The 21,688-nt window shown below is 46.7% G+C and carries 21 protein-coding genes; 15 read left to right on the forward strand and 6 right to left on the reverse strand.

All coding sequences use genetic code 11. From position 1 onward, the window contains the following. Positions 1 to 40: 40 nt before the first annotated feature. The 8 genes from MKY82_RS01695 (at position 41) to MKY82_RS01730 (ending at position 9,297) form a co-directional block, all read left to right on the forward strand. Entirely contained in the window at positions 41 to 1,333 is a 1,293-nt protein-coding gene (locus MKY82_RS01695) for a sugar ABC transporter substrate-binding protein (protein ID WP_339295331.1), read from the forward strand. Between the two features lie 26 nt (positions 1,334 to 1,359). Next, on the forward strand, positions 1,360 to 2,052 hold the full coding sequence (locus tag MKY82_RS01700) for a hypothetical protein (RefSeq protein ID WP_194540481.1): 693 nt from the start codon (positions 1,360 to 1,362) through the stop codon (positions 2,050 to 2,052). Positions 2,053 to 2,078: 26 nt separating this feature from the next. Beyond that, the gene (locus tag MKY82_RS01705) at positions 2,079 to 3,026 is read left to right on the forward strand and encodes a sugar ABC transporter permease (protein WP_339295332.1); all 948 of its coding nucleotides are present in this window, start codon (positions 2,079 to 2,081) and stop codon (positions 3,024 to 3,026) included. Then, a complete protein-coding gene (locus tag MKY82_RS01710) occupies positions 3,016 to 3,873 on the forward strand; it encodes a carbohydrate ABC transporter permease (RefSeq protein ID WP_071219263.1) in 858 nt (285 codons plus the stop codon). Before MKY82_RS01705 ends, MKY82_RS01710 begins: the two co-directional genes overlap by 11 nt. Before the next feature lie 34 nt (positions 3,874 to 3,907). Next, a complete protein-coding gene (locus MKY82_RS01715) occupies positions 3,908 to 5,263 on the forward strand; it encodes an FAD-dependent oxidoreductase (RefSeq protein WP_339295333.1) in 1,356 nt (451 codons plus the stop codon). Between the two features lie 541 nt (positions 5,264 to 5,804). Further along, positions 5,805 to 7,061, forward strand: coding sequence for a DUF438 domain-containing protein (locus tag MKY82_RS01720; protein WP_339295334.1), 1,257 nt, complete (start codon positions 5,805 to 5,807; stop codon positions 7,059 to 7,061). Between the two features lie 335 nt (positions 7,062 to 7,396). Continuing rightward, on the forward strand, positions 7,397 to 7,870 hold the full coding sequence (locus tag MKY82_RS01725; RefSeq protein ID WP_339295335.1) for a DUF5381 family protein: 474 nt from the start codon (positions 7,397 to 7,399) through the stop codon (positions 7,868 to 7,870). A 173-nt stretch (positions 7,871 to 8,043) separates the two neighbouring features. Further along, on the forward strand, positions 8,044 to 9,297 hold the full coding sequence (locus MKY82_RS01730; RefSeq protein WP_339295336.1) for a mechanosensitive ion channel domain-containing protein: 1,254 nt from the start codon (positions 8,044 to 8,046) through the stop codon (positions 9,295 to 9,297). A 129-nt stretch (positions 9,298 to 9,426) separates the two neighbouring features. Here the strand turns inward: MKY82_RS01730 and MKY82_RS01735 are convergent, their stop codons facing one another. From MKY82_RS01735 to MKY82_RS01750, 4 genes are all read right to left on the reverse strand, one after another. Beyond that, entirely contained in the window at positions 9,427 to 9,975 is a 549-nt protein-coding gene (locus tag MKY82_RS01735) for a cysteine hydrolase family protein (RefSeq protein ID WP_339295337.1), read from the reverse strand. 108 nt (positions 9,976 to 10,083) lie between these two features. Beyond that, entirely contained in the window at positions 10,084 to 10,449 is a 366-nt protein-coding gene (locus MKY82_RS01740) for a helix-turn-helix domain-containing protein (RefSeq protein WP_339295338.1), read from the reverse strand. 159 nt (positions 10,450 to 10,608) lie between these two features. Continuing rightward, positions 10,609 to 10,785 carry a hypothetical protein gene (locus tag MKY82_RS01745; protein WP_181469815.1) on the reverse strand — a complete coding sequence of 59 codons (177 nt, stop codon included), beginning with the start codon at positions 10,783 to 10,785 and terminating at the stop codon, positions 10,609 to 10,611. 152 nt (positions 10,786 to 10,937) lie between these two features. After that, on the reverse strand, positions 10,938 to 11,972 hold the full coding sequence (locus MKY82_RS01750; protein ID WP_220686897.1) for a DUF3298 and DUF4163 domain-containing protein: 1,035 nt from the start codon (positions 11,970 to 11,972) through the stop codon (positions 10,938 to 10,940). A 312-nt stretch (positions 11,973 to 12,284) separates the two neighbouring features. Here MKY82_RS01750 and MKY82_RS01755 point away from each other — a divergent pair, with 312 nt between their 5' ends. The 7 genes from MKY82_RS01755 to MKY82_RS01785 all read left to right on the forward strand — a co-directional run bounded on the left by MKY82_RS01755 (position 12,285) and on the right by MKY82_RS01785 (position 20,302). Next, positions 12,285 to 15,071 (forward strand): glycoside hydrolase family 3 C-terminal domain-containing protein, encoded by a 2,787-nt coding sequence (locus MKY82_RS01755; protein WP_339295339.1) that lies wholly within the window; start codon positions 12,285 to 12,287, stop codon positions 15,069 to 15,071. A gap of 185 nt (positions 15,072 to 15,256) precedes the next feature. Next, on the forward strand, positions 15,257 to 15,487 hold the full coding sequence (locus MKY82_RS01760; protein WP_308116318.1) for a hypothetical protein: 231 nt from the start codon (positions 15,257 to 15,259) through the stop codon (positions 15,485 to 15,487). Positions 15,488 to 15,806: 319 nt separating this feature from the next. Continuing rightward, on the forward strand, positions 15,807 to 16,283 hold the full coding sequence (locus tag MKY82_RS01765) for a hypothetical protein (protein ID WP_339295340.1): 477 nt from the start codon (positions 15,807 to 15,809) through the stop codon (positions 16,281 to 16,283). 7 nt (positions 16,284 to 16,290) lie between these two features. Next, positions 16,291 to 17,997: a hypothetical protein gene (locus tag MKY82_RS01770; protein WP_339295341.1), complete on the forward strand. Its 1,707-nt coding sequence runs from the start codon at positions 16,291 to 16,293 to the stop codon at positions 17,995 to 17,997. A 17-nt stretch (positions 17,998 to 18,014) separates the two neighbouring features. Next, positions 18,015 to 18,209, forward strand: coding sequence for a hypothetical protein (locus tag MKY82_RS01775; protein WP_194540492.1), 195 nt, complete (start codon positions 18,015 to 18,017; stop codon positions 18,207 to 18,209). Next, the gene (locus tag MKY82_RS01780; RefSeq protein ID WP_194540493.1) at positions 18,206 to 18,748 is read left to right on the forward strand and encodes a hypothetical protein; all 543 of its coding nucleotides are present in this window, start codon (positions 18,206 to 18,208) and stop codon (positions 18,746 to 18,748) included. The genes MKY82_RS01775 and MKY82_RS01780 overlap by 4 nt, the downstream gene beginning before the upstream one ends. Beyond that, complete coding sequence (locus tag MKY82_RS01785) at positions 18,749 to 20,302, forward strand: AAA family ATPase (RefSeq protein WP_339295343.1); 1,554 nt, start codon at positions 18,749 to 18,751, stop codon at positions 20,300 to 20,302. A 230-nt stretch (positions 20,303 to 20,532) separates the two neighbouring features. Here MKY82_RS01785 and MKY82_RS01790 read toward each other — a convergent pair whose 3' ends face one another. Together MKY82_RS01790 and MKY82_RS01795 are read right to left on the reverse strand one after the other, a co-directional pair. Beyond that, complete coding sequence (locus MKY82_RS01790; protein WP_339295344.1) at positions 20,533 to 21,456, reverse strand: aldolase; 924 nt, start codon at positions 21,454 to 21,456, stop codon at positions 20,533 to 20,535. A gap of 103 nt (positions 21,457 to 21,559) precedes the next feature. Continuing rightward, a complete protein-coding gene (locus MKY82_RS01795; protein ID WP_106426994.1) occupies positions 21,560 to 21,685 on the reverse strand; it encodes a paeninodin family lasso peptide in 126 nt (41 codons plus the stop codon). Between the last annotated feature and the right edge of the window lie 3 nt (positions 21,686 to 21,688).

Below are 21,688 nucleotides of genomic sequence, written 5' to 3' on the forward strand. Positions count from 1 at the left end.
CACAACCTTAACTTGAACAATACAGAGGGGGAAGCGGTATATGAAAAAATGGTTGACCGGTTTGTTGGCATTAACACTTGGTGTGGGGCTCATTGGCTGCGCCGGAAAAGAACAGCCGAATAATACGCCAGGTGAAGCCAGTGGCGAGAAGGTGCTGCTCAAATTTGCGACCTGGGGAAACCCGGCGCAGCTTGAGCTGTACAAAGGGCTGACCGACGCTTTCACGCAGGAGCATCCGAATATTGAGGTGCAAATTGACACAATCCCGTTTGCGGATTATCAGCAAAAAATGTCCGTACTGGCGGCAGGCCAGGAGCTGCCCGACATTGCCTGGGTATCAGAGCGGATGGTACCGCAATTTATGGCCAACGACATTCTGGCCGATGTCACGGATATTGTTCAGGATGAAGCTTTTGACATCGATGACATTATACCTTCGACGCTTGAACTGTTTCGCCAGGACGACAAGCTATACGGACTGCCGTTTTCCACTCCGCCCAGCGTGGTGTTCTACAACGAAGATTTGTTCAAGCAAGCGGGCTTAAGTACGCCAAATGAGCTTGCGGAAAAAGGAGAATGGACGTGGGAAAAGTTCGAAGAAGCCGCAAAAACGATCAAGACGAGCGCTGCTTCACCGAACGTTTACGGGGCTAACTTTTTCCGTGACTGGAAGACATGGATTATTCTCGCTTCGTATTCTTGGTCAAACGGGAGCGGACCCTTTAATCCGGAGATGACGGAATACACTTGGAATGATCAATACGGGGTTGAAACTTTGGACATGCTGAAGCGCATGATGTTTACAGAAGGCTCGCACCCGAAGGCGGGAGAGCAGGTTAATTTTGAATCCGGGCAAATCGGCATGATTTTCGACAACTATAGCTTTGTATCCAAAGCCAGGGAAATCCAAAATTTCAAATGGAGCATTGCGCCAATGCCATCGGGCTCGAAAGGCAGCGTTCCAATGATGGGTCAGGCGGGTTACGTGCTATTTAAAGAGGGAAAACATCCGGAGGAAGCCAAGGAACTGTTGAAATTCCTTGCCGGCAAAGAGGGTGTCCAAAAAACGTCGGCCTTCTTCGTGCCGCCGCGCCAATCGGTGTTGAACTCGGATGAGTTCCTGAGCGTGGAGGGCAATCTGGATGCCGGGCACATCAAGCAGGCGGTCATCGATGAAATGCCTAAAGCAGTTGTGCAGCCGGGACATATCCGCTGGCAAAACATTGACACGGAGATTTTGACAGGCTTTGACGAGTTATTTGCCGGGCGGGGTGAACCGCAGCAAATTCAGGACGAGGTAAAAAGCAAGGTGGATGCTCTGCTGAGCAAATAGTGGAAGCTACATTAGGAGGAACGGGCATGAATCGTTTGGATAAAGCATTAAACGAAGCGCCGGGGCTGCAGCTGTTCGTCAGCCTCCCGGCCAATGACATCAAGCTTGCAGAGGCAGCCTTGGCTTCGGGCGCCGACGGTTTGAAAGTTCATATCAACGTAGGGCACCGGGCCAGCGGCAATCGCTTCGGCACGCTGGGTAGCTATGCCGACATTTTCAAGGACATTCGCTCCCGCTTTAGCGGCCCCCTTGGAATTGTGCCCGGAGGCTCGGTGGAAGAGGTAAACGCGGAGGAAATTATCCGGCTCCCTGAACTTGGCGTCGATTTCTACTCGATTTATGCCTTTCATCATCCTGCTTTTCTGCTGCAGGCCCCGGGATTGGCAAGAACGTTTGCGATCGATAGCGAGTTCGACCGGGACATCGTGCAAGGAGGCCGGACCTTCGGCATCAGCGCGCTTGAGGCTTCCATCGTTCCCGGCCATGAATATGGTACCAGGCTTACCCTTGCCGATCTGCTTCATTACCGCTGGCTTGCGGCACACGGCGGTTTGCCGGTCATTGTGCCAACACAGCGTAAAATCGGGCCGGAGGATATCCCGGCCTTGGCCGACAGCGGCGTTAAGGTGCTGTTGGTCGGAGCGGTGGTCACGGGCAATGAAGCGGAAGGCATCCGCAAGGAGGTTGCCGCTTTACGGAATGCCATCGATCGTCTGTAGAGGTGCCCCACAAGGAGGAAAGCGACATGACCACACTTGAAACGATAAAATCTGAAGGGCCCGGCCGTTCATTTCGAAGGAAGGCAAGGAAGACCAGGCCTTTAAACCGCGGAGACCATTTGGCGGGCTGGCTGTTTGTGCTGCCGATGGTGCTGGGGTTCATTCTGCTGCTGCTTGTCCCGCTCATGATGGCGCTTTATATGAGTTTTACTGATTGGCCGCTGCTGGGTGAGGCCAAGCTCATCGGATTTGAGAATTACCGAACGATTGCGGGGGACGCGGAATTTTGGCGCGTGCTGGGCAATACGCTTTATTTTGCCGTCGGACTTGTTCCGCTGAACATTACTTTGGCATTACTGCTTGCAATCCCGTTATCAAAAAATATCCGCGGAGCCGGCTTTTTCCGGACATTGATCTTTATTCCGGTCATGACCTCGCTGGTGGTCTGGTCGATTGTCTGGAAGTATATGTTTGCCACGGACTCCGGGTTCATTAACCAGCTGCTGCGCATGATCGGCATTACCGGACCGGCCTGGCTGTACGATACCCGGCTTGCCATGCCCGTTGTTATCGTGACCAGTCTCCTGAAAAATGTCGGTTTGAATATGGTGTTGTTCATTGCGGCGCTGCAGCAGGTTCCGGCGCAGCTCTACGAGGCGGCCAGAATCGATGGCGCAGGCAGAATGCGGATTTTTTTCCGAATTACCGTACCCATGATCACGCCGACGATTTTTTTGACCGTGATGATGACCATTATCGGTTCGCTGAAGGTGTTCGGACAAATTTACGTGATGACACAAGGGGGGCCTTCTGGAAGCACCAAGGTGCTCGTCTACAACATCTGGGAACGAGCCTTTAAGCTGTTCGAGTTCGGATATGCTTCTGCGCTGGCTTATGTGCTGTTTGTCATCACCCTGCTGCTTACGCTGGCACAATGGCAGATGAGAAAAAGGTGGGTTCTGAATGAAAGCTAGTCTATTTGCTAAAAGGGGTAACCCGGCAGGCGGGAACCTGTTCCATTATCTGCTGCTGCTTGCCGTTTCGGTGGTCATGATGACCCCGTTCGTGTGGATGGTCTCGACTTCGCTCAAACAGCCGGCTGATGTGTTTGTTTTTCCGCCGCAGCTGATTCCGTCGCCGATACGATGGGCGAATTATGCGGAAGTGCTGGAGACGATCCCGTTCCATCTATTTTATGGCAACAGCGTCTATATCGCCCTTCTGGTTACCGTGGGCACTGTGCTTTTCTCTTCCATGGCGGGGTATTCCTTCGCACGAATTCCTTTTTGGGGGAGAAGCCTGGTGTTTCTGCTGCTGCTGAGCACGATGATGATTCCGAATGAGGTCATTGCCATTCCGATGTTTCTGTTTATGCGTGAGCTGGGTTGGATCAATACGCATTTACCGCTGATTATTTTGCCTATATTCGGCGCAGGCGGTGTGTTCGGGGTGTTTGTGATGCGGCAATTTTTTCTGGGGATTCCGAAGGAGCTGGAGGAGGCGGCGATGATTGACGGCTGCTCGAGGCTGCGGATTTATTCCACAATCATGATGCCGTTAGCAAAACCTGCAATTGCCACGCTGATCATTTTCACGTTTTTGACGAGCTGGAACGATTTTTTTGATCCGCTGATCTTTATTAATGACCGTAAGCTGATGACTTTGCCGCTGGGATTATCGCTGTTTACCGACGAGTCGGGGACATCGTGGCATCTGCTGATGAGCGCTTCGGTTATGGCGACATTACCACTGCTCATTGTGTTTTTCTTTGCGCAGAAGCAGTTTGTCGAAGGGGTATCCATGACGGGTCTCAAGGAATAGCGTAAATAACGCTTAAAAGGAGGAGTAAAAAGAGATGGACAGCAGGACACGGATCATGGAGGCGGACGTGGTAGTTATAGGTGCGGGGCCGGCGGGCATTGCCGCCGCCATTGCCGCAGGCAGGCAGGGGGCAAGCGTCATCTTGATTGAACGGTACGGGTTTGTCGGCGGGATGTCTACGGCTGCCGGAGTTTATCCTTGGATGACGTTTCATACACAGCAAGGGGAACGGGTCATCGGCGGTATTGCACAGGAAATTGTGGAGCGCCTGATGGAGCGAGGGGGCTCGCCCGGCCATCTTCGCGATACCGTCGGTTTCGTGAATACGCTGACGCCGTACCATCCAGAGATATATAAGGTGCTTGCCGTCGATATGCTGCGCGAAGCGGGGGTGAAGCTCGTCTCGCACAGCTTCGTTGACGAAGTCGGACGTGAAGGCGAATACATCCAGTCCGTGACCCTTACTGGAAAATCGGGGCGAATCAAGGTTGACGGGAAGATGTTCGTCGATGCGTCCGGGGATGCGGACGTCGCTTATCTGGCGGGAGCACCGACGCTTCAGGGGCGCGAAAGCGACGGGCTGTCGCAGCCGATGACGATGAAATTCCGGATGCGGGGTGTTGACGTGGAGGCGATTCGGAAGGCGATGCTTGCTGATCCCGACAATTTTTATCACAAGACGCCGTTTGCCGAACTAGAGAATGAGCGTATTCCGCTCACGGGGGTTTCCGGCTTTTATAAGGAGTGGAAGGCTGCCGAGGTCCCGATCAACCGCGATCAGGTTCTGCTGTTTATCGGGCCGGAGAAGGATGAGGTGTTGATTAACTGTACGCGGGTACAAGGCTTAAGCGCGACCGACGTCGAGGAACTGACTTTGGCGGAGGAGGAAGGGCGCAAACAGGTGCTGATGATGGCGGAATTTTTGAAATCGCGGGTGCCTGGATTTGCCGAGGCCTCCATTTCCTCGGTTGCCCCCCAGATCGGAATTAGGGAGTCGCGCCGAATCGACGGTCTGTATCGGTTAACGATGGAGGACGTGGTGACGGGACGACATTTTGAAGACGGCATTGCGAGGAGCGGTTATCCGGTTGACTTGCATGATCCGTCAGGCAAAGGGATCATGGAGGCTAGCATCGAGAATGACGGTTCCTACAGTATTCCATACCGCTGCCTGGTGGCCCGAGGAGCAGTAAATCTGCTCGCGGCAGGGCGCTGCATTTCCACCACGCATGAAGCACTGGCGACCACGCGCTTGACGCCAAGCTGCATGGCTACGGGAGAAGCGGCGGGCACGGCGGCGGCCCTGGCCTGCAAGATGGGAATCACCGCGGCGGAAGTCGATGCATCGCAGCTCAGGGAGATGCTGTACGCCCAAGGGGCGATTGTGTGAAGAGACGCGGGCTAGCCGCTCCGGTATAACTTGGGGCGGCTCCGTATTTTTGTAGTGTGTTTGAGGCGGACTGCTTTTTTGCATCTCCTTAAAGCTCGTTTGTAGGTTTCCTTGTTGATTCAGACGAAGAAATTCAAAAGTGTATTACTGATTCAGAAGTACGAATAGCCTGTGTTCGGGTTGGTGGAGCCTTGGTAAAAGAGTGTTACGGATTTTTCACTATAGGGGTTCGACCCCCTTCTATACATACAATAATGAAGCGACCGTAACCGGTCGCTTTTTGTTTACGGTCCCCGAAGCAATTCGGAAACAAGGGTTGTTACGTATATATGGCTGAGCGGGCTTCGTTCAGTCGTGCGGCCATTCCGTCAAGCGGATAAAGATTTTTCGAAGATGACGTATCACCTTTTCTATGTTCAATGAATCTTCATTCCCTATGTGCTTTTAATCACAAGTCACGGTGCATGAGAATGCTAGTTTAGAGAAGTAAACAGAATAGAACTTTATCTTTATATAATGAATCAAAACAGAGGTGATGAACATGAGTGAATTAATTAATAACCGTGAGGAAGGAATTTCTGCTCATCGAACTGCCCGGCTACATTTGCTCAAGGAAATCATTAAAGAGCTTCACCATGGAAAAAGCGTGGAGGAAGTAAAGTCAAAATTCAACCAAGCTGTAGGCGAAATATCGGTTGATGAAATATCGGAGCTGGAGCAAGTGCTGATGGAGGAGGAAGGAATCCCCGTAACCGAAGTACAGCGACTGTGCAGTGTGCATGCTGCGGTATTTAAAGGTTCCATCCAAGACATTCACAGAGCCCATAAGCCTGAAGAGCAGCCTGGACATCCTGTGTTTACCTTTAAGATGGAGAACCAAGAAATCGATCGACTGGCAAACTTCAAAATCGCACTGCATCTGGATCAGTTTCTTAAGGATCAAGGAGAGGCAAATCGCCTCAAATTGCTGGAGGATTTCAGTCTTCTCTATGATGTAGACAAACACTACAGCCGCAAAGAAAATTTGCTGTTTCCTTTTCTTGAGAAATACGGAATTTATGGACCGACCAAGGTGATGTGGGCAGTAGATGACGGTATCCGAATGGGCATAAAAGAAGTGAAATCCAAACTTACTCATTTTGATGGGCATGCCGAGATCGTAGTGGATCTGGCCAGACGCGTCTTAAACGAAGTTACAGAAATGATCTATAAAGAGGAACATATCTTATTACCTATGGCTCTGGAAAAGTTGACGGAGGATGAATGGCTTCAAATTGCTGCCCAAAGCGAAGAGGTCGGTTATTGCTTAATTGCGCCTGATCAACAATGGAATCCTGAAAGAGCAGCTGAGCCTGGCGCAGATCAGGGATTGGCGTCTTCTCCGCTGCAAGAGGGATATATCCGAATGAGTACAGGCATTTTATCGGTCAAACAGGTGGAATCCATTTTAAATCATTTACCGGTCGACCTAACCTTTATCGATGAACATGATATCGTTCGATATTTTTCCCAGGGCAAAGAACGAATCTTCGTTCGAACTAAAGCGGTGATCGGCCGAAGTGTTCAGAACTGCCATCCTCCGCAAAGCGTTCACGTCGTCAATCAGCTCCTAGCTGATTTCAAAGCAGGTGTCAAAGATGCAGAAGATTTCTGGATCCCGGTTAAAGATAAGTTTGTCTACATTCGCTATTTTGCCGTAAGGGATGAAGAAGGGAACTATTTAGGCACGCTGGAATTTACTCAAAACATTAAGCCGATTCAGGAGCTCACCGGTCAAAAACGGATACTCTCTCCGTAAGTTTATAGAGGACATCCTGACTAACGCGATCCGGCGAATTGTGGTTTCGAGCAGCCACGATTCGCCATCATACATACTAAAGGGGCTGTCCCAAATGTCATTGTAAATGACGGAGACACGGCCCCTTTTTTCATTTAGTCAAACATAAAGAAACCGCTCTTTGATAAAATGGAGGTACCATCCAACCATAAACCAAAACGAGACGGTTTCTTGGTACATTCATCGCGCCGTTGTACGATTGGAGCCTTTATCGGTGATGGCGCAGCTAAAGTGGTCAAAAATAGAGTTCGCTGGATTCGCGGACTATTCAAATAATTTCAGAAAGGCGTTAATTCATGAACGCGATATCTTATCGGAAATCCGTGGCATGGGGCAAAACATTTGGCAGTTTACTGTTTGTGCTGACCTGCCTGTTTCTGCTGTATGCGGCTTTTTTTATGGATACTTCCTTTATTCGTAAGTTCTTTTGTATCACATCAGCCATAATAGGGATTCCGTTTTTTGGAGGATATTTGGTTGTCAGCTTGCCAAAGGCACTGAAATCAGACACGCAGCTCATCACCTACGATCAAAATTCCATTTCAGATGGTACGCGGACCGTAGCCTGGACGGAGATTACAAGCATCAGCTACAGCGGCCCTTCCATTCGGGAGTGGCTGCTTCCGAAATTTCCTGTGCTGATTTTTCATTTGAAAAACAGAGAGACCTGGACAGTGAACACGTATTATTTGTTAACCGATACTGAAATTCAGTCTGTCATGAAGCTCCTGCGGGGGCTGGTCAGTCGTAACGGAAAGGAAACGAAATAGATCGGATCGAATCAGACAAAAAGAGCACCGAATCGGTGTTCTTTTTCGTTTTCCTTACAGACTTACCAAGCATCTTCCAAATCAACCCAGCGATGTCTTATCTTGAACTTTGCGTAGTACTAGAATCTCCTCTATAATAATAGGCTAATCTTAAACTGCGTCAGGAGGAAACAATGGACTTTATCAAAAATCAACTAGACGGATATGGCATGAGCGAACAAACCATTGGATATCTCTCGAATATGATCATGGTTGTATTTATCGCGGTGATCTCCGTGCTGGCTAATTTCATAGCCAAAAAAATCGTGCTGAAGACGATTATTCATATCGTCAACAACAATCGGTATACGTGGGACAATATTATCGTTGAGAAAAAAGTGTTCCACAAGCTGTCGCATCTCGTGCCGGCAATCATTATTTATTTTTCGGCGTCCATCTTTCCGGCTTATCAAGTTTTGATTGAAAAAGCTGCAGCAACGTACATGATTATCGTAACGATCACGGTGTTGAATGCGCTGCTTAATGCGTTTGATGACATTTATCGTTCGTTTGAGGTTTCCAAGATCAGACCGATTAAGGGATACATTCAGGTGGTGAAAATCGTTCTCTTCATCATCGGCGGCATCGTGGTCATCTCCAACCTCATCGGGCAGAATCCTTTGATCATTCTCAGCGGGCTTGGTGCTTTATCGGCTGTTCTGATGTTGGTTTTCAAGGACTCCATATTGGGCCTGGTGGCAGGCGTTCAATTATCATCGAATGATATGGTGCGCGTTGGCGACTGGATTGAAATGCCGAAATATCATGCGGACGGTGACGTCATCGATATTACATTGAATACGGTAAAAGTAATGAATTTCGATAAAACGATTACCATGATTCCAAGCTACGCCCTCATCTCGGACTCGTTCAAGAATTGGAGAGGCATGCAAGTATCCGGAGGCAGAAGAATTAAGCGAAGCTTCTATGTCGATACGAGCAGCATCTGCTTTTGCACCAGGGAAATGATTGAGGAATTTCAGAAGATTCACTACCTTACCGATTACGTCACGACAAGAGTAAATGAAATTAACGCCTACAACATCGAACACGAGATTAATACGGAAAGTAAAGTGAACGGCAGGCAGCTTACGAATGTGGGAGTATTCAGGGAATATATCCATCAATATCTACGGAATCATCCGAAAATCCATAAGGATATGACGCTGATTGTCAGACAATTAGCGCCGGGAGATAACGGACTTCCATTGGAAATCTACGCTTTCAGCAATGACACCAACTGGGGAGTGTATGAATCGATTCAAGCGGATATCTTTGATCATATCTTTGCGGTTGCGCCGACCTTCGGGCTTCGTGCCTTCCAGAATCCAACCGGTCATGATATCGTCCATCTTAAAGAAAGCCCGGAATATTCGCGAGGATATTAGATCGGCTTACGAAATTATTTACAAACAGGTACCCATAGCCCGCACCTTTTAAAGTGTTCGGACCATGGGTACTTTTTTAATATGAGGCAGGCCCTTAAGCGTCTGTTGTTTTAGTTTATGTAATGAAAGTCAGATCAAGTCGTAAAGTCTGCTCGTGTCGACTACTTGAGCAAAGGTATCTTGTAGCGATGCCATAAAGGTATCATGGACGGTTTTTGCAGGAATTACCGTATCATTCCATACTAAATCTCGGGTGGTGCACGCATCACTGAGCAATAGGACTTCATAGCCCAGGCGACTTGCCGTTCTCACGGTCGAATCGATACAGATGTGGCTCATCATGCCGCCAATGACCAACCGCGTGACTTTAATGGATTCGAGATATTCTTGCAGTTCCGTTTGAAAAAAGCTGTCTGGCGTGTGCTTTTCGATGACTTGTTCGTCGGATTGGGGTTTTATGCCCTCATGAATGTTGATCCCTTCGGTTTCGGGGAGGAAAAATGTAGCGTTATTCTCCAGAAGAATACACTGAATATGGACAATAGGTAAATTCTTTTCCCGGAATAGCGACAATGCTTCTTGAGCATGGGTTAACGCTTGATCGGGATGGAATAATTCATTTCTACCTCCTGGAAAGTAATCATTCTGAATGTCTACTAATAGTAACGCAGTATTCATGGTTCATGGCTCCTTTACTCGTAGTAAAATCAATTTCTACAAGTATTATAATTTCGGACCCGTGAACGGTGAATTACCCACTTTTTTGTGGGTATGGTGATCATGATTTCATAACTTATAACTGATGCCTTTGCGGTCGAGAAGCTCGGTTTGACCCCGTTCCACCATATATTCAATGCCGATCTCTTGCATAATCAGTACCGCCTCTAACAGCTTCCTCCCGCGTTCCGTAAGATAGTATTCTACGTGTAACGGATACCCTTCCGTTTTGATTTTATCAACGATCCCGCAGGATATAAGTTCTCTTAAATGCTGTAGCAACATCTTTTGGTTGATCTGATCAATATCTCGCTCCAGTTGGGCTAAGGACGTGTTCCCATTTTTCAATTGATATATGATCATGGTTTTCCATTTGCCTTTTATAATGTCATGAGCAATCTCTAATGGACAGGTACATTTCTCTCGAATTATCATCGAACTCACCTCTATGCCATCATAACAAATGTAATAAAATCGTGACACTTAAACAATAAAAAGGTAGCATGTATACCATAAGAAAAGCGACCGCTACGGGTCGCTTTTTTACGTTTTCTCATTGGGAAGGGAGATCAGTAAGGTTTGTCACCGACGCTCCTAATGATAGTTCTTGGATTCATTTTCCTTGTATTTGTCATCGCTGTTATGCAGCGCTTGTTTCCGGCGATCGTTGCGGGCTTGTTGCTGTTGCTGGGCCTCTTGGCTGTTTACAGGTGTTTCTGCCAGTTGTTCCACCGTGTTGATCAGGTTCTTGTCCGGTTGGTTCGTACTCAATGGAAAGCACCTCCTTGTTTACTTTTTTTCGGTTATGAAGTTTATTATGTGCTGGCTTAGGATGGGCTATTCGTAGGTCGTACGTCGTAGGATTCCAATCGTACTGGTTACGAGGTAAGAAAAAGCCTCGATATTGGGACTAATGAAAATACCTAGTCTTTAATAGTATCGACAGCTTTGGCCAACTCCCATAGTCTGTCGGGGGAAACTCCCCCTGGTACATTTTTATTGACAGTAATATAATTCAAAACCACACCTTCATACATGATTACGGGTGGAGCTATCGTATTTTTATTAAATGCACTTTCCATAGAGGTTTCACTACCGTAAGTTCCGTATGGATTCCATATGCTGTTGAAACCATAAGAACTGCCATAATTCCCCTGTTTATTAAATATTGAGTCAGTATCCGATGTGTTCGTTGATAGATTTCCTAAAAAAGTTTTTTTGTCGTTAGAATAAATGCTCAGTAACGCTGATTTTGGGCTAGCCACTTTTTCTGACTTAATTTTAGACGTTGGTTTCGTAAATATGGGAACCGATTGGGTTCCGTTAATTATGCCCGAAGGAACAGTGACTTTCACAGAACCAAGTGAGAACGCAGCAACTTCATAGGGATCAAAAACTAATGTAATTCCATGATCTCTGAAATAGAAATTACCTTTTTTCATATCAATAACGGCTTCTGTATCATACTCGTCTTCACTCTTGCTGTTCTTTACTTGAAGTATATATTGAGTATATTGATTCGCTTTCAATATCTTTGTTTGTGAATTCAAAACGTTATTTAATAAGATACGCTTTCCGGTAGTACTATCAAAATTATACGTGGTGGTCCATTGGATATCATGGGCTCCGCCGTAATAGGCGCTCGTTTCATACACTACGGATAACCTTCCGTTCTTGTTATATACTGTTCTAGCTGATGTTTTATACCAACCGTCATATTCTTGAATTACGCTGTCTTTTGCTGCTATAGCTGCTGCAACAGCATGTGATTTCAGCGTTTTATTGATTTTATTTGCTATTGTTTTATTAGGATGATTCGTTATTTGGATATACGGCTGGCCTTTGTAACCATATGTCTTTACTTTTAAGCCGCCTGATGCAGCTTCAACTTGATGTGGCAGCACAATGTTACTAAGCAATAGGAATAAAGACACGAATAGAATATTTAGCTTTTTCAAAATATAATCCCTCTTTTTACTCCCCATCGGTTGAGGTATTTGGCTTAATTTATCAGTAAGCACATTATAGCTCAGATTCCATAATCGTACATATTATTTGAACTATAGAGCATGGCCTAGCTGCGTACATGCCAAATCATCGTTTTTACCCTAGCAAAATCTCCAGAAGACTTTTTTTATATACTCCTATACAGAATTTGTTACTATGATAGTAGAAGATGCCTTACACCTAATATTGGAATCAGCTGGGCATTTACATACCTTTCTTCATATTGATTGGATCTATGGAGAAAATAAACAGGAGGGAATATATTGAGTACACAGAGACTGGGAGTTCCTTTGGAAGGATTTGCGGAGTTCAGCCGAAAGGTCGCCGCCGAAGGTGCCGTACTGTTAAAGAATGAAGGACAAGTTCTTCCCCTTCAACCACACGAAACCGTTTCCGTTTTTGGCAGAACGCAGATTAATTATTACCGCAGCGGTACGGGGTCAGGCGGGAGCGTTCATGTATCCCATACAACAAATCTGCTCGGCGGTCTTCGGGATAAGAAGAACATCACTGTTAATGAAGATTTGGCAGCTGTTTATGAACAGTGGATTGAACAGAACCCTTTCGATAATGGCGGAGGCGGCTGGGCGGCCGAGCCGTGGCATCAGAAGGAAATGCCTTTGACCGATGAGCTGGTATCCGCAGCAAGACAGGCATCCGACAAGGCGGTTGTTGCCATTGGGCGGACAGCCGGAGAAGACCAGGATAATGCCAATGAGCCGGGCAGTTACCAGTTAACGTCCGAAGAAATAGCCATGCTGCAGCAGGTGACAACACACTTCGAGCAAACGATTGTGGTGCTGAATGTGTCGAACATTATCGATATGAGCTGGATGCGTGATGATAGTTATGCACACCCGATTTCTGCTGTGATCTATGCTTGGCACGGTGGCATGGAAGGCGGCAACGCCATTGCGGACGTATTGGTTGGCGAGGTGACGCCAAGCGGCAAATTAACCGACACGATTGCTTACTCGATCGAGGATTATCCATCGACTCGTAATTACGGCAATGAACTAAAGAATGTTTATCAAGAAGACATTTATGTGGGTTACCGTTTTTTCGAAACGTTTCGACCCGCTGCTGTCCAGTATGAATTCGGTTTCGGGTTGTCGTATACGCAGTTCGAAATCGAGCCGCAAGAAGCCAAGTTAACGGTCAAAGAGGGAACACAATATATTGAGATCGGTGTGAACGTAAAAAATATCGGGACCACCTATACAGGCAAAGAGGTTGTTCAAGTTTATTACGAAGCGCCGCAAGGCGTGCTGGGTCAGCCTGCCAAGGTGTTGGCGGCATTCGGGAAGACGCAGGAGCTTGGACCGGGCGATTCGCAGCAGCTTACGATCAGCTTCCCGGTTCATATCATGGCTTCCTATGATGATGCAGGTGTGACGGGGGTGCTTTCCGCTTATGTATTAGAGGCTGGAACATACCGTTTGTATGTGGGAACCAGCGTGAGAAATGTGGAGCCCATCAGTTTGGATGGCCAAGATGGTTACGTTGTACAAGCGCTGCAAGTCGTGGAGCAGCTGCAAGAAGCCATGGCGCCAACGGAGAACTTCACACGTATGAAGCCGGGCGCTCGAAAGGAAGACGGCTCCTATGAACTCACTTTTGAAGAGGTGCCGCAGCGGAAGGTTTCCATGGAGGAACGCATTCATCAAAACCTGCCGCTTACCTTGGAGCAAACAGGTAATCGAGGTTATACCTTAAGGGATGTGTATGAGGGAGAGGTCAGCATGGAAGCTTTTATTGCTCAATTAAGCGATCAAGATCTGGCGGTGATCGTCAGAGGAGAAGGCATGAGCAGTCCGCTGGTAACAGCAGGAACGGCCTCAGCTTTTGGCGGCGTGAGCGACAGCTTGCTCGACTACGGAATTCCGGTGGCTTGTACGGCGGATGGACCGTCCGGAATTCGGATGGACAGCGGGCAGCAAGCAACGCAGGTGGCCATTGGCACCTTGCTTGCGGCTACATGGAACACCGAGCTAGTCGAAGAGCTCTATGTGATGGAAGGCCAGGAGTTACGCAGCTACAACATCGATACTTTACTTGGACCGGGTCTGAACATTCGGCGCAGCCCACTGAACGGACGCAATTTTGAATATTTCTCGGAAGATCCGCTGATCTCAGGCGCGTTTGCTGCGGCATGCACGCGCGGGATTATGAAGGGCGGCTCCAATGCCACCCTGAAGCATTTTGCCTGCAACAACCAAGAGAAGCATCGCAGTAAAGTCGACGCTGTTGTGTCCGAACGCGCCCTTCGGGAGATTTACCTGAAAGGTTTTGAAATCGCGGTGAAGCAGGGCGGAGCGAACTCGATCATGACCTCATATAATCCGATCAATGGACACTGGGCGGCTTCCAATTATGATCTGAATACCACGATTCTGCGTGGAGAGTGGGGATTCCATGGCATCGTGATGACCGACTGGTGGGCCATTATGAACGATGTGGTGAACGGAGGCCCTGCCGATCGCAAAAACACGAACTGGATGGTCCGCGCCCAAAATGATCTGTACATGGTGGTTATGAACTACGGTGCGGAAATCAATGCATGGGAAGACAATACCTTGGCATCTTTGGAAAATGGTACGCTGACCCGTGGAGAGCTGCAGCGCAGCGCTATGAACATTTGCCGATTCCTGATGCATGCACCGGTATTTTCAAGAAAACAAGTGATCGAGGAAGCCGTCGGTGCTTTTAAAGCGGCTCCTTCTCTCGCATCGGAACATGCCCAAACCTTATCGGAGAGCACACAAGTAAAGCCGGCTGCAGCGGGGCCGACTTATGTGAAGGTGGAAGATTCCGGCGAGTACCGAATTATTGTGGGCATTATGTCTCCGGAAACCGAACTAGCCCAAAGCGCGTGCAACGTCACGTTGAACGGTCAACCGGTGACCACGATTCAAACGAATGGTACCGACGGCAGATGGATCAAACAGAAGCTGGTTAAAGTGGAACTGGAAGCAGGTTATTATGAGATGAAGCTGGATTTCGTCAAGCCCGGCTTGCAGATCGACTGGATTGAATTTAAGCGGGTGTAAATCCAGAAACACAGGGGGGATCCGATGGATCTAAGATCTTTCGGACGCCCCTTTTTCCTCCTTAAAAATATGAATACACCAATTGCACGTTGCTGATATCCAATATAATGTGACGAATGTCATCGAAAAAATATTTAAAATTCGAATAATAAGGATGATGCAAGAACTTAAAAACAAGAGAGGGTGTGAAGCGTTTGGCAGCAACGATCCGTGAATGTGTGGAACAAGACTATGTTATTGAGCATGTGAAGCAGCGATTTCATTGCATGGTGTTATGGTGTGAAGGGCGTGCATGCCTGGAATATAACGGCGAGGAAGAGCTAGCGCGAATATCGGAATACGTAAAACAAACGTTTGACAAAGAGCTGCTGGACGTATTCTTCACAGCTGTTGAGAGCATGCCGCTGGACGACTAAATCGTGTCGATGCCATGCCATACCTTGGCAGTCTTCGGATTGGGGAGCGACTCCCCTTGTCTCCACTATGTTAAACCACATTCTCATATGGACGTGTTTTTTACGTTTTCAATAGCATGATAATCAAAATCCATCCGTACGAGGATGGATTTTTTGCGCGTTGGTTAAGGTGTTATCATCAATTTGTTCAGTATATATTGTGACTAGAGTCTACAATGTTCAACAATCTGAGGTTCCTACTACAGCAAAGTTCAACATGTTCCTTCATGATGTTCCATGATATACTAAAATAAACCAAAATATAGTTCTTGGAGGTACTATGCGGAGACCGATATTAGGACTTAGTACTCGGGTTGAAACCAATCTGAATGTTGCACCCAGGCAGCAAGCTGCAGTTCGCTTAGAAGGAGTTGCATTAGAGAAAAGGTTGCGCTCAAAACGCTCAAGCGCTTTCATAGAAGCGATGACCAAGCTTGATGCTAGCGGTGTGGTTGCCACAAAGGAGAAAGTTCAAGAGCTTATAGATCAAATAGCCAGTGAATTTCCCGAGTTAGCGGTGGATCAGCTTCCGTTAGGTATTGTGAGTAAGTGTTACTTGGGGAATCCTTATGAAGTCCATTCGCTAGATACTAGATTACAGATTCTCGATCATTATAAACGAGGAGAAATCGTTCCAAACGGCATGGAAAAGGCTAGAAGACTGGCTATGCATCCTAGCTATGCCTACATCGAGGTATATATGAATATGATTGCTGCAGTATCCCTATCTGGAGAAGTATCTATGATTAAGGAGTAGATGAACGATGTCAAATCATCAAACGATCTCAACGGCTAACTTGAGTCGGATCGAAAATTCATTGAGCGCAATTAATGACAATATTAACGGAGTATATCAACAGGTAGCTACAGTAGAACAGCAACTGGAGGATACGCAGAGCGATCTTGCGCTGCTTGCAGAAGAGTTTCGGGAATATGTACGCCAGGATGGCTTGATCAAAAATGTGCAGTTAGCAGAGACGAGATTAGTTAAGGTTAGGCAAGAGCTTGAGAATAAATTCGGCCACTATGAGGATGTTCGTCGAAGAGCGATTGGAATATTGCAAGCGGTCGACACCAGTTTGGTCCGTAAGGATACAATCGAGAATGCATCGGAAGAACAGTTGCTGGCTGCTCCACGGTATTGGCTAGCGCCATGTTTAATCGCATTATCCGCATGGCTTAGTGATAATAAGGAGCTGGCCGAGAAGGCAGTTGTCGAAGCTTTGCGAAGAGATGATGAGAAGACATCTTTGTTTTTTGCATTGGTTACACGCCGAGGAGGCCGTTATCAATCAAGCCGGTCTTGGTTGGAACGATATTTCGGTCAGCAAGATCCGAATGAACTTAAGAGAGAAATCGTTATTTTGATTGATGGCTTTTCTAACGGAATTTTTGGTCCGGAAGCTAGAGCGAAATGCGGCTTATTAATTAAAAGCTGGTTGGACGAGCTATCACAAAAAGCAGGTTTTGTCGAAGCACAGCGAGACCAATGGAAGAAAGCGCTTTTGTCGCGTACAGAAAAGCTGAGTGCTTCAAAATTTCCTCATTTGAGGAAATACAGTCCGACTTGGCCACAGCTCCAGTGTGCGCTTGAGGGTGCACAGCTGCATGATATTATTTTTCAATATTTCAATTTTATACTTACTCAAGAGATCGTCCCTTCTAAAAACTTGGCTTTTGCAGTAGACCAACTGCTCGACATTTTGGTTCGTGAATTCGACGAGGAAGAGCTGCCGTTGCGTCGTGAAGAACGATTAAATGAATTAATCATAAAAGAAGATGGAGACAAGAATACGGCCCAGAACTTGTTCGCAAACGAGAAGGTCGTTGAGGAAAGACTTGATTTTACACAGCTGCTAACGAACTTTTCCATGTATCCTACGGAATCCAACGCTTCTGTTGCTACCCAAAAGCTCGCCATAGCCCTATCGAAGGAATGGATAAACCATGCACATGATGATCTAACAGCTGAAAATCGTAATGCTGTCCCTATCGATATTGAGATTAAATTGGATGATTGGACGGGCGCTTCGAGGGACGGAAGTAATGAGGAAGAGCTGATCTCCAGTTTGCAACAGCATATCCAATTGAAGAAAGAGAACGCTTTGAAAAAAAACAAACTTGGCGCCAAACATTGGGTATCCTTAGCCGCAAGCATTGGGTTCTTTGTATTAGGTATGAGCACACTATTTTTATTTATTGTTTCTGCCATCTGTTTGTTTATTTTCTTGAATGGTCTGAGGATTGTCAAAAAGAATGTACAACTAATTGAACAGAATTATGAGGAACTTTTCGCAAATCATAAGCAAATTTTAGTGGCGACTTTAAGTGACGTTGTTGATTATCGCCGCGAGTATGAGACTGAAGATGCTAAGGCAAGTAAAGTTGATGAGCTTCTTGATCAAGTTACACCAGAGCAATATACATATTCGACCTATGATTCTGCTAGAGCCGTTATTTCGTCTAACTAAGAGGGAGTGAAATCCGGATGTTAAATAGAAGCAAACCTATCATTCAGAATACTTCGACAGAGCCGGCTGCTCAAATGCAATCGAAGCTGGATCTGAAGATTGAAGAGCTGCAAAGGCAAACCATTAACGAATCATTAGCGGAAAGTTTTCCTGCATGGGATTTGAATCCGCCGGCTGTACTAGTTCGTAGACGGAGTTCCAAAATATTATGAATCCTCCGAACTATTATTCCGAATGGACACAGCTGTTTCAGCAACTAAAAGAACTTGGTCAGGAAGATGAGAAGATCATTTCTGTTCTGGAAAAAGGCCGGTTGGAATGGACTTCAGGTGTAGCTGATAAAATTGTGAAGTGTACCTATGATGTAATTGAATTTAAATTAAAATATGCGACGCGCCTATTTCAGCAGGAATTAGATCATTCACGCGGCGAGGAAGCAGCCATTATTTCCGCCATTATAAATGCCCGTTATCGATTTGATTTGCTGTATCGTTTATGCCGCCTTTCTATTTTTCCTGAGGATGTCAAGGAAACTTTGATCCAAGTTGTAAGTAAATATGTCGGAGATTCTCAGGAAGCATTATTAGAAAGTGCAAAGCATGATCGAACAGGTCAACTTGCGTATACGATTAGACATAACAGTTTGACGCAGCAACAGACGCAAGCTCCAGCGGCTGCGGCTCGTGAGCCGTCTGATCCAAAGGAGTCTGGTTCTGATCCATTTAAGTCTAGAAGAAGGGTGCTATTTTAAATGAGTGACTTGCAAACATGTTTGAAGACCATGGAGCAATATTTGAAAGCGAGAATTCCCTTTATTTCTATACGTACCGCGGAACGCTCTCGTGCGCTTAGCTTTATAGCTCAATTATCAACAAAGCTAAATTTAAACATTGGCTACCATACGTTATCCCAAGGAATGAGAGATATATCAACCAATCGGCTTCTCAATGAGGACCGTTCGGTTATCGGTGGACTAGATTATGTGACACAAAAAATCGGTCAACTGCAAAATCAAACGTTTGTTTTTACAGAGGTACAAGAGCTTGAAGACGATACTCGAATGGCAAGACAATTGCAAGATGCGGTAATGCTTGCTACGGAAACAGGCGGGGCGATCGTTGTGATTACGAATAATCCTGTTTGGGGGCCATTACAGCGTCTCGGCATGTCGATAACACTGTCTCAGCCCAACGAGGATGAAATGCTGATCATTATTCGAGATCAAATCAATCCTTACCGAAGTGAAATGTTCATTGAGTGGCAGGATGCTGAGGAGAGACAAGCGGCCGCTATACTTGCGGGCATAAGCCAAATCGAGGCTGAAAATGTGATCGCAACATTACTAGCTAACGGCAGTATTATGAACGAGAATTTAAAGGAATTAATGCATGCCAAAGATAAGATTTTTGCCGATATTTCTGGTATTGAGCGAGTTATAGTAAGAGAGGACTATCAAATTGGCGGTTTAGAAGGTCTTAAATTATGGCTTGAAGCTAATCGCCAGTTATTGACGGCGGACTTGCGAGAGCGCGGCATTCGTCCGCCAAGAGGAATTTTGTTGGTAGGCGTTCCTGGGTGTGGGAAGTCTTTATCCGCTAAGGCAATCGCTTCTTTATGGAACCTACCGCTGTATAGGTTGGATTTATCCACCATACATGGTCAGTACTTAGGGCAGAGTGAGAATCGTTTGAAAGAAGCATTATCCACAGCCGATCATGTAGCGCCATGCGTATTATGGATTGATGAAATTGAGAAGGGACTTGCCGGCGCAGTAGGCGGAGGCGATGGAGGCACATCGACCCGTCTGGTTGGCCAATTCCTGTATTGGTTACAGGAGAGCCTCGCTAGAGTCTTCGTTGTGGCAACCGCCAATGACGTATCCAAGCTGCCCCCTGAACTGCTGCGAAGAGGACGTTTTGATGAGTTGTTTTTCGTGGATTTGCCAACCGCGAGTGAACGGGAGGAAATTATAAAGATTTATATTGAAAAGGGATTGAAGAGAACAGTATCAAATGAATTGTTGCAACAATTAGTAAGACTTTCGGACGGCTTTGCCGGTGCGGATTTGGAAGCTGCTGTTCGAGACGTAGTGAAGCAAGCATTTGTAAGAGGGGACGACTCCATCACAGATGAAACGTTTATAAACTTCTTTACCAATGTCGTGCCGTTATCTCAAACAAGCCCTGAACAAATTGAAGCGATACGTACTTGGGGTAAAGAGAGGGCAGTCCCAGCCGGTAAAATAAACGAAGAGTCGAATGGGCTTGGCGTTCACCGGTCAAGCGGACGAAAAGTAATGGTATAGTATACGAATATAAACTGATCCGATCAGCGCTCGGGCCCGTTTAATGACGGCAATATCGCCGTATTCTCCACAAATAACAACCCGCTCATTGAGCGGGTTGTTATTTGTCTAGGATTGAATAATCCCCAAACCTGTCGTTTGGGGATTATTAATAGAGGGGACATATGTAATCGAGGGTGTTTGAGGGCTGAGGGATATGATTCAAGAAAAGACTCAAGGAGTTCATGTGTTTATTCACTTATGGCATCTGCAACCATGGCCGTTAGCTCGTGCACGGTATGTTCGTTTAATGGACGCTGAATCTGGTACATAGCCATACTCCCGGACATACGCGCCGTGATGTCAAAATGCCACTTCGTTAATCCGCTGCCGGATAGAAGTTGGTTTCGATAGGTATGACGATGCAGCAGCGGCAGCTTCTCTAATTTATCAATCTCACGTATATGTAGTTGACTGCAATCGGTCTTCACGAGCTCAAAAATGCCAGCCAGCGGCAGGGGATTATTGGAGAATTGGGATGTGACGGGGACGGCGTACTTGGTTTCACGCTCGAACAAAGGTCGAAATTGCCTGGAATCCATACCGAAGACTTCAAGGCTTTCCTGCCAAAGCTTTTGTTGAGGATAAGCTGGCGTTGCGTAAGGAATATTTTGTTGGTCCAGCGTCACAGCGATAATGTCATCCGTTAATAATTGGTAGCCTTTCTGCAGAAAGGCAGAGGCCAGCGTCGACTTCCCGTGTCCGGAATGGCCGATGAAGGCATAGGCTTTATGGTCAATCACTACCGCGCTGCCGTGCAGGGGGAGTATTTTACGCTGCAATAAAAGGGCACCCATACAAGATCCAAGCACGTACAGCCGGATTTTATCCTCCGCTGCCCCCTTCTCTGGAGAGACAGAGATGGTCGACCCGTTCTCTATTGCAAAAATAGCGAGTTCAGGCACTCTGAACATGACCATATCTTCAGTACATACCCATGTTTTATTCGATTTATCAGATCCTTCAAGCCATCTTTCAGTCAGATCAGCATAACGGACGACAATATCGGCATAATCATCCGGGAGGACGACGGGCTGTAACTCAGGCAGGGGAATGTCACTATGAATGGAAAACCCGAAGGCCTTATATGTGGTTGGCTTAAACGTTTGAAGCATGGTCCTCACTCCAATGATTAATATGCGAATAAAAAAAGATAGCCCTTATACCCGATCAGGCGTATAGGGGCTCTTTTTATCAGATAAATGATGACTTTATATGTTAGCTGGTGTGAACCATTTCGTCCGGATCCGGTTGCACTCCATCCGGAATTGCACTACCAGGACCAGCCATGGTCATTTTGATGTCAAGAACCTCCAAAGCAGGTACGCTCCATTCCTTTTTCATATA

It is taken from the genome of Paenibacillus sp. FSL W7-1279 (assembly GCF_037969845.1).
Classification (GTDB): domain Bacteria; phylum Bacillota; class Bacilli; order Paenibacillales; family Paenibacillaceae; genus Paenibacillus_AQ.

What these genes read in the sequence shown, in the direction of transcription:
- MKY82_RS01790 (WP_339295344.1), bottom strand. Translation starts at nt 21,456, where the DNA reads ATGCTTCAAACGTTTAAGCCAACCACATATAAGGCCTTCGGGTTTTCC.
- MKY82_RS01795 (WP_106426994.1), bottom strand. Translation starts at nt 21,685, where the DNA reads ATGAAAAAGGAATGGAGCGTACCTGCTTTGGAGGTTCTTGACATCAAA.
- MKY82_RS01725 (WP_339295335.1), top strand. Translation starts at nt 7,397, where the DNA reads ATGAACGCGATATCTTATCGGAAATCCGTGGCATGGGGCAAAACATTT.
- MKY82_RS01700 (WP_194540481.1), top strand. Translation starts at nt 1,360, where the DNA reads ATGAATCGTTTGGATAAAGCATTAAACGAAGCGCCGGGGCTGCAGCTG.
- MKY82_RS01695 (WP_339295331.1), top strand. Translation starts at nt 41, where the DNA reads ATGAAAAAATGGTTGACCGGTTTGTTGGCATTAACACTTGGTGTGGGG.
- MKY82_RS01775 (WP_194540492.1), top strand. Translation starts at nt 18,015, where the DNA reads ATGTTAAATAGAAGCAAACCTATCATTCAGAATACTTCGACAGAGCCG.
- MKY82_RS01735 (WP_339295337.1), bottom strand. Translation starts at nt 9,975, where the DNA reads ATGAATACTGCGTTACTATTAGTAGACATTCAGAATGATTACTTTCCA.
- MKY82_RS01715 (WP_339295333.1), top strand. Translation starts at nt 3,908, where the DNA reads ATGGACAGCAGGACACGGATCATGGAGGCGGACGTGGTAGTTATAGGT.
- MKY82_RS01705 (WP_339295332.1), top strand. Translation starts at nt 2,079, where the DNA reads ATGACCACACTTGAAACGATAAAATCTGAAGGGCCCGGCCGTTCATTT.
- MKY82_RS01765 (WP_339295340.1), top strand. Translation starts at nt 15,807, where the DNA reads ATGCGGAGACCGATATTAGGACTTAGTACTCGGGTTGAAACCAATCTG.
- MKY82_RS01770 (WP_339295341.1), top strand. Translation starts at nt 16,291, where the DNA reads ATGTCAAATCATCAAACGATCTCAACGGCTAACTTGAGTCGGATCGAA.
- MKY82_RS01785 (WP_339295343.1), top strand. Translation starts at nt 18,749, where the DNA reads ATGAGTGACTTGCAAACATGTTTGAAGACCATGGAGCAATATTTGAAA.
- MKY82_RS01710 (WP_071219263.1), top strand. Translation starts at nt 3,016, where the DNA reads ATGAAAGCTAGTCTATTTGCTAAAAGGGGTAACCCGGCAGGCGGGAAC.
- MKY82_RS01740 (WP_339295338.1), bottom strand. Translation starts at nt 10,449, where the DNA reads ATGATAATTCGAGAGAAATGTACCTGTCCATTAGAGATTGCTCATGAC.
- MKY82_RS01720 (WP_339295334.1), top strand. Translation starts at nt 5,805, where the DNA reads ATGAGTGAATTAATTAATAACCGTGAGGAAGGAATTTCTGCTCATCGA.
- MKY82_RS01780 (WP_194540493.1), top strand. Translation starts at nt 18,206, where the DNA reads ATGAATCCTCCGAACTATTATTCCGAATGGACACAGCTGTTTCAGCAA.
- MKY82_RS01730 (WP_339295336.1), top strand. Translation starts at nt 8,044, where the DNA reads ATGGACTTTATCAAAAATCAACTAGACGGATATGGCATGAGCGAACAA.